The 12,564-nt window shown below is 64.0% G+C and carries 13 protein-coding genes; 3 read left to right on the plus strand and 10 right to left on the minus strand.

The annotated features are described in order from the left end of the window. Positions 1–114 precede the first annotated feature (114 nt). Entirely contained in the window at positions 115–1,047 is a 933-nt protein-coding gene (locus tag LJ656_RS06310; RefSeq protein WP_230508414.1) for a family 2A encapsulin nanocompartment shell protein, read from the plus strand. Then, the gene (locus tag LJ656_RS06315; protein WP_230508415.1) at positions 1,022–3,019 is read left to right on the plus strand and encodes a family 2A encapsulin nanocompartment cargo protein cysteine desulfurase; all 1,998 of its coding nucleotides are present in this window, start codon (positions 1,022–1,024) and stop codon (positions 3,017–3,019) included. Before LJ656_RS06310 ends, LJ656_RS06315 begins: the two co-directional genes overlap by 26 nt. Positions 3,020–3,127: 108 nt before the next feature. On the opposite strand, the gene LJ656_RS06320 is transcribed toward LJ656_RS06315, so the two are convergent. The 9 genes from LJ656_RS06320 to LJ656_RS06360 all read right to left on the minus strand — a co-directional run bounded on the left by LJ656_RS06320 (position 3,128) and on the right by LJ656_RS06360 (position 11,428). Further along, positions 3,128–3,415, minus strand: coding sequence for a hypothetical protein (locus tag LJ656_RS06320; protein ID WP_230508416.1), 288 nt, complete (start codon positions 3,413–3,415; stop codon positions 3,128–3,130). 60 nt (positions 3,416–3,475) lie between these two features. Beyond that, positions 3,476–3,721 (minus strand): hypothetical protein, encoded by a 246-nt coding sequence (locus LJ656_RS06325; RefSeq protein ID WP_230508417.1) that lies wholly within the window; start codon positions 3,719–3,721, stop codon positions 3,476–3,478. A gap of 8 nt (positions 3,722–3,729) precedes the next feature. Next, positions 3,730–3,921, minus strand: coding sequence for a hypothetical protein (locus LJ656_RS06330; RefSeq protein WP_230508418.1), 192 nt, complete (start codon positions 3,919–3,921; stop codon positions 3,730–3,732). 147 nt (positions 3,922–4,068) lie between these two features. Further along, positions 4,069–4,578: a TIGR01841 family phasin gene (phaP, locus tag LJ656_RS06335; protein WP_230508419.1), complete on the minus strand. Its 510-nt coding sequence runs from the start codon at positions 4,576–4,578 to the stop codon at positions 4,069–4,071. Between the two features lie 571 nt (positions 4,579–5,149). Further along, positions 5,150–5,590 carry a MarR family winged helix-turn-helix transcriptional regulator gene (locus LJ656_RS06340; RefSeq protein ID WP_230508420.1) on the minus strand — a complete coding sequence of 147 codons (441 nt, stop codon included), beginning with the start codon at positions 5,588–5,590 and terminating at the stop codon, positions 5,150–5,152. 27 nt (positions 5,591–5,617) lie between these two features. Next, the gene (locus tag LJ656_RS06345; protein WP_230508421.1) at positions 5,618–7,513 is read right to left on the minus strand and encodes an FAD-binding monooxygenase; all 1,896 of its coding nucleotides are present in this window, start codon (positions 7,511–7,513) and stop codon (positions 5,618–5,620) included. A gap of 121 nt (positions 7,514–7,634) precedes the next feature. Continuing rightward, the gene (locus LJ656_RS06350; RefSeq protein ID WP_230508422.1) at positions 7,635–9,545 is read right to left on the minus strand and encodes an extracellular solute-binding protein; all 1,911 of its coding nucleotides are present in this window, start codon (positions 9,543–9,545) and stop codon (positions 7,635–7,637) included. Positions 9,546–9,624: 79 nt separating this feature from the next. Next, positions 9,625–10,950 carry a PQQ-dependent sugar dehydrogenase gene (locus LJ656_RS06355; RefSeq protein ID WP_230508423.1) on the minus strand — a complete coding sequence of 442 codons (1,326 nt, stop codon included), beginning with the start codon at positions 10,948–10,950 and terminating at the stop codon, positions 9,625–9,627. Then, positions 10,943–11,428, minus strand: coding sequence for a DUF2231 domain-containing protein (locus LJ656_RS06360; protein WP_230508424.1), 486 nt, complete (start codon positions 11,426–11,428; stop codon positions 10,943–10,945). Before LJ656_RS06360 ends, LJ656_RS06355 begins: the two co-directional genes overlap by 8 nt. 172 nt (positions 11,429–11,600) lie before the next feature. Between LJ656_RS06360 and LJ656_RS06365 the strand changes: the two genes are divergently transcribed. Continuing rightward, a complete protein-coding gene (locus tag LJ656_RS06365) occupies positions 11,601–11,816 on the plus strand; it encodes a hypothetical protein (protein ID WP_230508425.1) in 216 nt (71 codons plus the stop codon). On the opposite strand, the gene LJ656_RS06370 is transcribed toward LJ656_RS06365, so the two are convergent. After that, entirely contained in the window at positions 11,813–12,559 is a 747-nt protein-coding gene (locus tag LJ656_RS06370) for a FadR/GntR family transcriptional regulator (RefSeq protein WP_230508426.1), read from the minus strand. The genes LJ656_RS06365 and LJ656_RS06370 overlap by 4 nt on opposite strands. Between the last annotated feature and the right edge of the window lie 5 nt (positions 12,560–12,564).

Raw genomic sequence — 12,564 nt, forward strand, 5'->3', positions numbered from 1 at the left:
GTCCGCGACGCGCGTGATGACGGCTATAGCATGTTGAGCCATTTTTAGAGTCTTCCGATAATTCCCTGCCGTAATAAGCATTCCCGATTTTCTTCTAAAACCTGGAGCCTTTTAATGTCGACGTCAGCGAGCGGCCAGACCGCGCTCGGCGATAACGCAGCACGGCAACTAGCCAACGCCACCAAAACAGTCCCGCAGCTTTCCACGATCACGCCGCGCTGGCTGACCCACCTGCTGCAGTGGGTCCCCGTCGAGGCGGGTATTTATCGACTGAATCGCGTGAAGGATCCCGAAGCGGTGCAGGCCGCCTGCACCGCGCGCGAAGACGTGAGCACGCTGCCGACCACTTACGTGCCGTACGAGGAGAATCCGCGCGAGTACTTCCTGAATGCGGTCAGCACGGTGCTCGATGTGCACACCCGGATCTCCGATCTGTACAGCAGCCCGCACGATCAGATCAAGGAACAGCTGCGCCTGACCATCGAGACGATCAAGGAAGTTCAGGAAAGCCAACTGATCAACAATCCGGACTACGGTCTGCTCGCCAATGTGGATGACGCGCAACGGGTGTTTCCGCTGACCGGCGCGCCCACGCCGGACGATCTGGACGAACTGCTGACGAAAGTCTGGAAGGAGCCGGCCTTCTTCCTCACGCATCCGCTCGCGATCGCCGCGTTTGGTCGTGAATGCACGCGCCGGGGCGTGCCGCCGCCGACAGTCAGCCTGTTCGGTTCGCAGTTCCTGACGTGGCGCGGCATTCCGCTGATCCCGTCGGACAAGGTGCCGGTCGCCGACGGCAAGACCAAGATTCTGTTGCTGCGGGTTGGCGACAAGCGGCAAGGCGTCGTCGGTCTGTACCAGCCCGGCGTCGCGGGCGAGCAGGGACCGGGGCTGTCGGTACGCTTCATGGGCATCAACAATCAGGCGATCGCGTCGTATCTGATCTCGCTGTATTGCTCGCTCGCGGTTCATTCACCCGATGCGCTCGCAGTGCTCGATGACGTGGAAATCGGCAAATACCATGACTATCCAGAGACCTACCGGTAGTCCGCCGCGCGTGGAGGGGGCGTCTGTTTCGCCGCCGCCGGGATTGCCGGCTGGTCTGCCGGCTGGTCTGCCGGCGGGCTTGCCGGACCCCGCGCAACTCGCGCGTCTCGCAACCGAGTTCTTCAGCGCACTGCCCGGCGGCGCGGCGGCGCCCGGCGTGTCCGCGGGCAGCGGTGCGGTCGGCGGCGTCGCGTCGGCGTTGCCGGCCGCCGCACCGATTCTTGCGTCGGCGAGCAATCCGGCGCCGGCGGGTTCGCCGCTGGCCGGCCCCGGCGGCAGCGGCACCGGGGTGCCGGGCCTCGCGGTGCCGCAGGGCAAAGCGGCAGGGGCGAATCTGCTGCCGTCGGCGCCGACCCATGTGCTCGCGCTCGGCAATCGCGCGCCGGCACTTGTGCCGCACGCAGCGGCGCAGAACGGCTTGCCCGATAACGCGGTGGCGATTGCGCCGGCGCTCGAGCCGCGCGCCGGTGGGGCCGCGCTCGGCGTCGCGCCGTTCTACTTCCTCGATGCGCCCGGGCACGGCTGGCAGCGACCCGAGCAGCCGATCGCGCTGCCGGCGAGCGGCATTGCCGCGCCGGCTTCGTTCGGTCTGCCAGGTGAAGACGAGCTGCGCGAGCTGCTGTCGATCCACCGCTTCGCACCGCTCGACGATCAGCATGGTTTGCCGCGCGGCGGCGAGCCGTACTTCGTCGAAGGTACCCGCGCGCAGGATGCAACGCCCGGGCTCGCGGCGAGTACGCCGGCAGCCCGGCCGCCGTTCGACGTCAACGCGATTCGCCGCGATTTCCCGATCCTGCAGGAGCGCGTGAACGGCAAGCAGCTGATCTGGTTCGACAACGCGGCGACCACGCACAAGCCGCAGTCGGTGATCGACCGTCTCGCGTATTTCTACGCGCACGAGAACTCGAACATCCACCGCGCCGCGCATACGCTGGCGGGTCGCGCGACCGATGCCTACGAGGCCGCCCGCGCCAAGGTGCAGCGCTTTATCGGTGCATCGTCGCCGGACGAGATCGTGTTCGTGCGCGGCACGACCGAAGCGATCAACCTGATCGCGAAGACGTGGGGCGTGCAGAACGTCGGCGCCGGCGACGAAATCGTCGTGTCGCATCTCGAACATCACGCGAACATCGTGCCGTGGCAGCAGCTAGCCGCGCAAACGGGCGCGACACTGCGCGTGATTCCGGTCGACGATTCCGGTCAGGTGCTGCTCGACGAATACCGCAAGCTGCTGAACGACCGCACGAAAATCGTTTCGGTTACCCAGGTATCGAATGCACTCGGCACGGTCGTGCCGGTGCGCGAGATCGTCGAGCTGGCGCATCGCGCGGGGGCGAAGGCGCTGGTGGACGGTGCGCAGTCGGTGTCGCACATGCGGGTCGACGTGCAGGCGCTGGATGCGGACTTCTTCGTGTTCTCGGGGCACAAGATCTTCGGCCCGACCGGGATCGGCGTGGTCTACGGCAAGCGCGCGGTGCTCGACGACATGCCGCCCTGGCAGGGCGGCGGCAACATGATCGCCGACGTGACGTTCGAACGCACGGTGTTCCAGCCGCCGCCGAACCGCTTCGAAGCCGGCACCGGCAATATCGCAGATGCGGTCGGTCTCGGCGCGGCGCTCGATTACGTCGAGCGTGTCGGCATCGAGAATATCGCGCGCTACGAGCACGATCTGCTCGAGTACGCGACCCATGCGCTGGCGCCGGTGCCGGGCGTGCGGCTCGTCGGCACCGCGCGCGACAAGGCGAGCGTGCTGTCGTTCGTGCTGCAGGGCTACGCGACCGAAGAAGTCGGGCGGGCACTGTCGCAGGAGGGCATCGCGGTGCGCTCCGGGCATCACTGCGCGCAACCGATTCTGCGCCGTTTCGGGCTCGAAGCGACGGTGCGTCCGTCGCTCGCGTTCTACAACACGTGCGATGAGGTGGATGCGATGGTATCGGTGGTTCGTCAACTGGCAGCAAGGCGAACCTGAACGGCAACGCGGCTTATTGCCGTTGGCCGCGTGGCGCAGCAAAAGCAAAGGCATGGTGCCGCAAGACACCATGCCTTTTTTATGTATGCGGCCCGCGCGCCGCGCGTGTCAGCAAAGCGTCGTGCTCGTCACCCACGACATATCGTTAAAGCGCGTGACGATATGATCGAGCGACTCCCGCGGCGTGTGGCGCAGTGCGATCGTCGCCTGGTCGAAGCCGTCGGCCGGCAGCGTCTTGATGTCCACCTTTTCGACATTGCCCGAAAACGGCAGCAACACCTGCCAGATCGCCGCGATGCGGATCCGTTGCGTTCCGGCGCGAACGATTAACCGATGGTGATCCGCGGATTGCAGTGGTGTCATCGGCAATCCCGTTTCCACGTGCGTGTTGCTCATTGTGTTTCTCCTGGGTGTGTGTCGCGACGCCCTGTGGGCGCCGCGTTATTTTTCGATCTCTTATTTTTCCGGACCTGCATCGGCGATGCGATGCAGTCGATCCATGACGGCCTGTGCGTGCTTCCGATCTGCGCCGGAGATATCCTGACGGCCCAACAATCCTTCGATGCGGCAGCGCCAGTAATCCGGCACGTTGATCAACGATGTCGGTGCTATCTCGTCGCCTCTCTCGGCAATTCGCTCGAGTTCGGCGATGATCGCCTCGATGTGCAACAGGTCGCTTTTGTAAGAAGCGTCGAGTGCCATCCCATTCCTTATCGGTTCGTTTTGCTAAATACCCGCGTTGCGGTGACGCCGGGGCGGGCCTGATACCACCATTGCTCGTGATCGAGATTGCGGAGCAACTGGCGTCGTCGTCGCTCCCGACGGTAATGGCTAAATATCAGCGGCATTGCGATCAGCAACGCGACGCCGGTGATCGTCAGTCCCATCCATGTTTCGCTCATCGTGACCTCGCTGACAGGAAAACCACGCTAGCGGGCGGGTCGAGCTTCGCTCCACGCGCATTCGGATGCGCGCCCCGCCCATCTGGAATCATGCGATTCGACTACTTTGGTCGAAACGGCTGAACGACCCAGCGATACTCAACCGGGCTAGCCGGCGGAGTGAACGGCCGCCTGACCCTGCTGCGCCATCGCGATCGCCTGGGCGGCGCTCTTGCGGATCGTGTCGATCCCGACGCTGCCGAACGACACCGCCGACTTCATCACGGACACAGCGGCTTCCGAACCGGCGGGCGCGTTCCGCGCGAACCCTTCCACGACCTCGCGCAATTTCTCTTGCTGTTGTTCGAAGCCGGCATCGAAGATTGCGAGAATCGCGGCAGAGGTACGAGCCGAGATATCCGACGTCTGGCGGTGGTATTCGAGCAGCGCTTCGGTGAGCGGCTGCACGCGGTTCGCCTGCTCGATCCACAGATCGAACGGCGTTTTATCCGCCAGGCGTTGCGCATCCTCGCTGCCGGGCAGCGCCTGCTTCGCCGCGTGCAGGTTCAATCGAACCAGTTCTTCGAAACCTTTGAACGCCTGTTGCGCCAGCGAAAAGGCCGTGAAAACGCTACCACTGTGCAGCCGGTCGAACTGTTCGGTCATCGGGACGGACACCTGAAGCTCCTTTAGTGATACGAATTAAATACGCAATACGCGGGGTGAAGACGGGGCTCATCAGACAACGCACAACGCCCTCCAGACTTGTCACGATGCGAATTTTCCTTCCGCATCGCAACATTAGACAGTTCATTCTAACTTTGTTAAATATGCCTTTGGAAGGCTGTTTTATAAGGGGTTACCCGAAGTTTTCTGGACATATTTGGCGCCGTTTCGTCTGATGCAAGCGGCCAGCCTTGCCTGGTGTGGGAGAGCGGGAAGTTGCGACAGAACGTCACCACCACTAATTGGGAGTATTCGACTTTCCCATGACAAAACGACGCGTTTAACGGCGATGTTGCGTTGCGACAGTTCGCGTTGGGCGATGTGCGAGTTTCGCAGGCCGGGGATTGAAGCGACGGGGAATACCGTCGTGCAGCGACACGAACGAACGGGCGCGCGTCCACCTGCGACGACACGCACGCAAGCGGTGAACAGATAGGGAAAGAAGAGAGAGACGCGTCGCGCGAGAAAGCGCGAACGGCGGCGCGTGCGAATCAGCACGCGCCGCCGTACGAGGTTTAATCGATCAGGTCTGCGGCAGCAGCAATGCCGCGAGCAGGCGCCGCAATTGCGCGGACTCGGCGGCTGTGAGCTTCGCGGTAAGAATCCGCTCCACCTGCTCGACGCGCGGCCGCAACGCGACCAGTCGCTTCTTGCCGGCGGCGCTGAGAAACAGCACATAGCTGCGCTTGTCGACCGGATCGTCGGCGCGCTCGATCAGGCCATTGCGAACCATCCGCGCGACGAGGTCGGCGATCGTCGAGCGGTCGACGTCGAGTTGATCTCCGAGTTGCCGCTGACTGACGCCGGGCGTTTCGTGCAGGATCTCGAGCGCCGCGTACTGCACGCTGGTGATTTCCGCGGAGACCTCGCTGAGCCACACTGCTGCGTGGCGTTGTTGGGCACGGCGCACCAGACTGCCGGTGAATCGGGGCAGCGTGCCGGTGTCTTCAGGTTCGATCGGCAATTTCGGAGTGTCGGATTTCAGGGTGATTTAACGCGCGCGGAAGATCGGCTTGAAGAACGCGTTCAACTCGGCATATGCATTCAACGGCAGCACGTGCGCCACATATTGATCGGGACGCACCACGACGAGCGCGCCGCGTTCGCGATCGATGCCGCGCTCGTCGAAGATATCAGCGCTCGCGTCGCGCGTAAATGCCTTTTCATAGTCGACCAGACCGTAGCGTCCCTTGCGCGGCAGCAGCAGCGCGGGCAACGAGTCGAGACTGACTTCACGGTGCGGTTGCTGCAACACCGCGCGCAGATCGAACACGCTATCGATGTCGGCGCCTTCCGGCGTGAACAGTCGCACGATCGAATCGGCCGACGTGTTCAGATGCTCGCACAACGCATGCAACTCACGGCGCGATGCATCGGCGAATGCGTACAGACGCCAGCGGCCGTCCGCGCGCGCGGCGTGCCCCAGATGGAACGGCTTTGCATCGGCGACCCGCACGACCGGCGCCGAGTGAAAACGCGTGCCGATCGTAAAGCCTTTGGCGAGCGCCTGATGAGTGGCTTCGCCGGTCAGTGTGGCCGGCTTGTAGCGCGTGGCGACACCCGCGGTATAGCGGCCGGCGCGCACGAAATAAGCCTGCAATTCGGCCGGATCGACGCCGCCCGCTTCGGGGCGGTTCGGATCTTTCGGCGGCGCGGCCATCATCGCCGACCATTCCTTGTCGAAGTCGATCAGTTCCTGCGCGATCGGTTGGCGCTCGTCCGAATACGTGCGCAGCAGACTCACGTCGCTGCGTCCTTCGAGCACCGCGCCGAGCTTCCAGCCGAGATTGAAGCCATCCTGCATCGACACGTTCATCCCCTGACCGGCCTTCGCGCTATGCGTGTGGCACGCATCGCCGGCGATGAACACGCGCGGCTCGCGCGAACTGCCGTCGGATGCGATCGCGTCGTCGAAGCGGTCGGTGAGACGCTGGCCGACTTCGTACACCGAAAACCACGCGACTTCCTTCACGTCGAGCGAATAAGGATGGAGGATGCTCTGCGCGGTTTCGATAATGCGCTCGACCTTGATCTGCTTGAGGCCGTCGCGGTTCTCCGCGGTGACGTCGCCGAGGTCGACGTAGAAACGCACCAGATAGCCGCCTTCGCGCGGAATGATCAGCAGGTTGCCCTTGCTCGCGGATTGGATCGCCACTTTCAGGCGGATGTCAGGAAAGTCGCTGACCGCGAGCGCGTCCATCACGCCCCATGCATGGTTGGCCGCGTCGCCGCGCAGCGTCTGGCCGATCGCGGTGCGCACCTTGCTGCGCGAGCCGTCGCAACCGACTACATAGCGGGCGCGCACGGTCACGAGTTCGTCGAGGCGTGCCGGATCGGTGCGCTTGAGCGTGACCCGTACCGGATATTCGTGATTGTCGTCGCGCTGCAGTTCGACGAATTCGAGGCCGTAGTCCGGTTCGAAGCGGCGCGCGGAACGGCGCATCACGTCGAGCAGATATTCCTGGATGCGTGCCTGGTTGACGATCACGTGTGGAAATTCCGACAGACCCGGTTCGGTATCCTGAACACGCCCGGTACGATGAATCGCATTGCGGTTGTCGGGAGCGGGACGCCAGAAGGCCGTTTCATTGACCCAGTACGCTTCGTCGAGCAGGCGATCGCCGAGGCCGAACGCATTGAACATCTCGACGGTGCGGCACGCGACGCCGTCGGCCTGACCCATCTGTAACGGGCCGTCGCGACGTTCAACAATGCGTGTGCGAATCGACGGGAATTGCGACAGTTGCGCGGCGAGCACGAGTCCGGCAGGGCCGCTGCCGACGATCAGCACATCGACCGTATCGGGCATTTCCGCGCGATGAGCGTTTTCGATGGCGGGTTCGATGGTCGGGTCGCCGACGCGGAAACCGTTCAGATGAAACTGCATGACGTGCTCCTCCGGATATGTGTGAAAGACTGTGAGCGGGAATATACTCCGTACCCCAACCATTTTGAAGCACTTCTTGCGTGGATGGATGTTTACCCTGGCGTCGGCGCGGTTCGACGTTTTATGGGGAGGGTGGCGGGCTTTGGCGCCACCAGACCGACAGCACCCATTCGTCGGCGGCGAAGTAAAGCGGAACTCTGGCGGGATAGGCGAGGGTGTTGCGGTACGCGATGCGGTGCACCGCCGAATACCAGTGCGGAATCACGTAATACCCATGCATCAGCACGCGGTCGAGCGCGTGGGTTGCGTCGAGTAACTGCTCGCGGGTTTGCGCGCCGAGCACGAGGCGCAGGATGCGGTCGATCGCGGGCGACTTCACGCCGGCGATATTGTCGGAGCCCGGCTCGTCCGCGTAGCGACTGCCGAAGCGCGACAGCTGTTCGGTGCCCGGCACCTGCACGTCGGGTAGCCGCACGGTCGTCATGTCGAAGTCGAATGCGTCGATGCGTCGTTGAATCAACGCGAAATCGGCGGTGCGAAAGCGCATCGTAATGCCGAGCTTTTGCAGATTGCGCGCATACGCGGCAGCGACCGGCTCCATCGACACGTCGCCGCCGCTGTCGCCGAGCAGCTCGAACACGAACGGCTGACCGCTTGCGTTGCGCAACGCGCCGTCGCGATAAGTCCAGCCCGCCTGCGCGAGCAGCGCGCGCGCTTCGAGCAGATTCGCGCGCAACGAGCCGGGCGGATCGGTGTCGGGCTGGCGCGGCATCGGGCCGAACACGGCGGGATCGAGCTGCCCGCGCAGAGGATCGAGAATGGCGAGTTCGCCGGCGCCCGGCGTTCCCGTTGCCTGCAGGTCCGTGTTGACGAAATAGCTGTCGGTGCGTTTGTACTGGTTGTAGAAAAGCTGCCGGTTCAGCCATTCGAAGTCGAACGCGAGATCGAGTGCCTTGCGCACCCGCACGTCCTGAAACAGCGGCCGGCGCAGGTTGATGAAAAAGCCCTGCATTCCGGCGCCGTTGTGATGCATGAACTCGCGTTTGATCAGTTCGCCGCTGTCGAAGCGTTTGCCGACATCGCGCCGTACCCAGCTTTGCGCGGTGTGTTCGACCAGCACGTCGTATTCGCCCGCCTTGAACCCTTCGAGCTGCGAGACCGTGTCCGCATACAGCTTGTAGTCGATCCGCGCGAAGTTATGTGTGCCGACCCGGACCGGCAACGACTTGCCCCAATAGTCGGGATTGCGCAGATAGCGGATGGTGCGGCCGTTGTCGTAGCGGTCGATCAGATATTCGCCGCTTGCAATCGGCTTTTCGAACGCGAGCTGATCGAACGGAATGCGCGTGCCATCCGCGCGCATTCCCCATTTGCGCGAGAACACCGGAATACCGCCGACGAGCAGCGGCATTTCGCGCGTCGCGACCTTGAAGTCGAAGCGGATCGTCAGCCGGTCCAGCACCACCGCGCGCGCGATCTGCGCGAAGTACACCGCGAATTGCGGCAACGCCTGAGGACTTTTAAGCGTGTCTAACGAGAACTTGACGTCGGCGGCGGTGACTGGATCGCCGTTCGAGAAGCGCGCTTTCGGATTGATATGGAAGGTGGTGGACAAGCCGTCTTTCGCGACGTCGATGTCGTCGGCAAGCAAGCAGTACGCGCTTGCTACTTCGTCGGCGCTGCCGGTCGTCAGGCTTTCGAACAGCAGGCCCAGGCCCGGAGCGGGGTTGCCGCGCAGCGTGAACGGATTGAATTTATCGAAGCTCGTCAGCCGGTTCGGGTTCGCGAGGACCAGCGTGCCGTCGCGCGGCGCGGCCGGATTCACGTAGTCGAAATGTTGGAACTTCGCCGGGTATTTGGGCTCGCCGTATTGGGCGATCGCGCAGACCGCGTACGCGGGAGTGGTGCTTGATAGCGCCGGGCCGCCCAGCGCGAGCACGAACAGCAGGTGCGTGGCGGCACGCGAGCGCGACGACGGGCGATTGTCCAACCGGATGTCTGATGCGGCGGTCGGCACAGCGCGTCTACACATGTTCCGGCCAGCCGACGCAGTCGCGCGCCGGCGTCCCCGCGAATTGCCGCTCGCGCATTTCAACCGTGCTGCGCATCGCTCAGCTTCCCGCGGCCGTCACCCGCCAGACGGTGTTGCCGACGTCGTCGGCAATCAGCAGCGCGCCGTCGCGATCCTGCGCGACGCCGACCGGGGCTCCATAGGATTGCTTCTGATCCGCCGACGTGAAGCCGGTCACGACATCCTGCGGCGCGCCGGCCGGTTTACCGTTCGCGAACGGTACGTACGCGACCACGTAACCGCTCAACGGCGAGCGGTCCCAACTGCCGTGCTCGCCGATGAATGCGCCGCCGCGATAGCGCGCGGGCAGGCTGTTGCCGGTATAGAACAGCAGGCCGAGCGCCGCGACGTGCGAGCCGAGCGCGAAGTCCGGCGGGATCGCTTTCGCGACGAGGTCCGGACGCTGCGGCTGGGCGCGCGGATCGACATGCTGGCCGTAATAGCTATAGGGCCAGCCGTAGAACGCGTTCTCTTTCACCGAGGTCAGATAGTCGGGCACGAGGTCCGGGCCGATCTCGTCGCGCTCATTGGCGATCGCCCACAGTTGTCCGGTTTGCGGCTCCCATTGCAGGCCGGTCGGATTGCGGATGCCCGCCGCGTAAACGCGGCTCGCGCCGGTCGCGGTGTCGACTTCGAGCACGTCCGCGCGCCGGTACTCGACTTCCAGACCGTTCTCGCCGACATTGCTGTTCGAGCCGACGCCGACATACAGCTTCTTGCCGTCGCGGCTGGCCAGCAGCGCTTTGGTCCAGTGATGGTTGATCGTATCTGGCAGGTCGGCGAGTTCGACGCCGCGCTCACTGATGCTGGTCGCACCGGTCTGGTACGGAAACTTCAGGATCGCATCGGTATCGGCGACATAGAGCGTATCGCCGATCAGCTGCATGCCGAACGGCGAGTGCAGGTGGTCGATGAACACGAAGCGCTGCCATGCTCCGCTGCCGTTCGCGGGCTTTCTGAGCAGCGTGATGCGATTCGCGCCTTCTGCCTTCTTGCCCGACTTGCTTTCGATCAGTCCGGCGATCACCTGCTTCGGCGTGGTCACCGCTTCTTGGTTCGGGCTATTCGATTCGGCCACCAGCACGTCGCCGTTGGGCAGCGTGTAAAGCTGGCGAGGGTGCACGAGTCCCGACGCGATCTTCTCGATCTTCAGCCCGTCCGCCACTTTCGGCGTTGCGCCGTTTTGCCAGCCGGCGTATTTCGGCACCTGCATCGGCGGCGCGAAGAAGTTGCGTGCGGGCGGCAGCGTTGGATTGGTGCCGGCCTGTTGGGTCGGGTTGTACTCGGCCTGTTCGTGGCAGCCGCCAAGCAGCGCGGCACTGGCGACGGCCGCGACGAACACGCTGATCGTAGGGCGCTTATTCATGAACCACCTCCGCGCGAGCAAGCCGGTTCATCGCCATTACGACGTGCGAGATGCTTAGCAGTACGACGGTGACCATCGACAGAATCACGTTGTCCGGCACCATCGCATACGCGTCGCGGCTGTGAACGAACGCATTGACGATCGCCGCGGCGATTGCGAACAGATTGAGCCAGAAGTCGACGCGTTCGAGCCGCGAGACCGGCCGGCGTCGCTGCAACCACACGTGGCCGAAGTTCAGCAGGCGCGGGATGATCGCGATCAGCAGGCCGACCGTGACGAGCCACGCGGCGCCTTTGGCCCAGAAGACGTTGCGCGTGTTCATATACGTGATGTCGAAGATTAGCGTAGCGACGAACATCCCATACGGGATCGGATTGAGCCATTCGAACAGCGCGGCGGCGAGCTGCGCTGACGCACGGGCACGGTGGCGGACTGGCTGGCGAGGTGAAGCGCGGGTGGGCGATGGCGCTGTGGACATGACTTTCCTTCCTTTGGCGGAACCGGTCTTTAGTAGGTGCGCATTAGCCATGCCTGAGGTTTTCGTTTGTCTGTCGACGGCCGGTTCGCAGCGCCGCGAGTGCGGGCATGCACGCTGCTGCGTTGCTGCATGACCCGGGGTAGCAGTCACGAACTTCGGGTGAGGAGGAAAGATGAAACGATGGATACACGTGGCGCTGCTGCTCGTGCCGATGGCCATCAGCGTGGCGGCTTGCAGCAAAGCGCACAAGGCGGGCAACGACAGCATGAGCGTGCCCGGCGGCAGGATCGTGGCCGCGGTGTCGTTACCGGTGACCGGTGCGGCGGCGGGGTGTCCGGGGGGATCTGGTTACGAGGCGGCGTTCGGTACAGATGACGCTCGATCCTAATCCGTGCTGTTCGGCTTTTCCGGGGCCTGCGTCGCGGCGCCGAGAATCGCCTGGGCATCCGCGCGCGCATTGTCGAGCTGGACCCGGCTCGCCTCGCGGGCCGCGCCGGCGTCGCGGTTCTCGATCGCGTTCAGAATCGCCTTGTGGCGCGGCAGCGAAAGCGCATGGGTATTCGGGTGGCGGCTCGTCAGCTTGATCGACTCGCCGAGCGCGAGCGACAGCATATTGCCGATATACGCGAGCATGTCGTTGTGGGTCGCGGCCATGATCGCGCGATGAAATTCCAGATCCGGTTCGAGCAGATCCGCCGCCGTTTCCGCCTGCTCCATGCGCGTGTAAGCGGCCGCGATGCGCGCGCGATCGGCATCGCTCGCGCAGGTGGCGGCCAGAGCGGACGCAGCGGGCTCGATGATCTGCCGCACCGTCATCAGCGAATGAAAGAATTGCCCTTCGGCGACGCTGTTGACGGTCCAGTACAGCACGTCCGGGTCGAGCAGATGCCACTCTTCGCGCGGCCGCACCACGCTGCCCACGCGCGGTTTGGACAACACCAGCCCTTTGGCGACCAGCACGCGCGTCGCCTCGCGCAGCACCGGACGGCTCACGCCGTAGGTCTCGCACAGCGACGGTTCAGCGGGCAGCCGCTGGCCCGGCGCGAGCGTGCCGCCGACGATCCGCATGCCGAGCTCCTGCACGATGCGTCCGTGCATGCTCTTGCGTTTCTCCGGATTTCGGTAGTCCATATTAT

Origin of the sequence: Paraburkholderia sejongensis, from assembly GCF_020880815.1 — a bacterium.
Taxonomy (GTDB): Bacteria; Pseudomonadota; Gammaproteobacteria; order Burkholderiales; family Burkholderiaceae; genus Paraburkholderia; species Paraburkholderia sejongensis.

Bases quoted from the DNA above. Each gene is read 5' to 3' on its own strand.
- LJ656_RS06310 (WP_230508414.1), top strand. From the start codon at position 115: ATGTCGACGTCAGCGAGCGGCCAGACCGCGCTCGGCGATAACGCAGCA.
- LJ656_RS06315 (WP_230508415.1), top strand. From the start codon at position 1,022: ATGACTATCCAGAGACCTACCGGTAGTCCGCCGCGCGTGGAGGGGGCG.
- LJ656_RS06320 (WP_230508416.1), bottom strand. From the start codon at position 3,415: ATGAGCAACACGCACGTGGAAACGGGATTGCCGATGACACCACTGCAA.
- LJ656_RS06325 (WP_230508417.1), bottom strand. From the start codon at position 3,721: ATGGCACTCGACGCTTCTTACAAAAGCGACCTGTTGCACATCGAGGCG.
- LJ656_RS06330 (WP_230508418.1), bottom strand. From the start codon at position 3,921: ATGAGCGAAACATGGATGGGACTGACGATCACCGGCGTCGCGTTGCTG.
- LJ656_RS06345 (WP_230508421.1), bottom strand. From the start codon at position 7,513: ATGCAGTTTCATCTGAACGGTTTCCGCGTCGGCGACCCGACCATCGAA.
- LJ656_RS06350 (WP_230508422.1), bottom strand. From the start codon at position 9,545: ATGTGTAGACGCGCTGTGCCGACCGCCGCATCAGACATCCGGTTGGAC.
- LJ656_RS06355 (WP_230508423.1), bottom strand. From the start codon at position 10,950: ATGAATAAGCGCCCTACGATCAGCGTGTTCGTCGCGGCCGTCGCCAGT.
- LJ656_RS06360 (WP_230508424.1), bottom strand. From the start codon at position 11,428: ATGTCCACAGCGCCATCGCCCACCCGCGCTTCACCTCGCCAGCCAGTC.
- LJ656_RS06365 (WP_230508425.1), top strand. From the start codon at position 11,601: ATGAAACGATGGATACACGTGGCGCTGCTGCTCGTGCCGATGGCCATC.
- LJ656_RS06370 (WP_230508426.1), bottom strand. From the start codon at position 12,559: ATGGACTACCGAAATCCGGAGAAACGCAAGAGCATGCACGGACGCATC.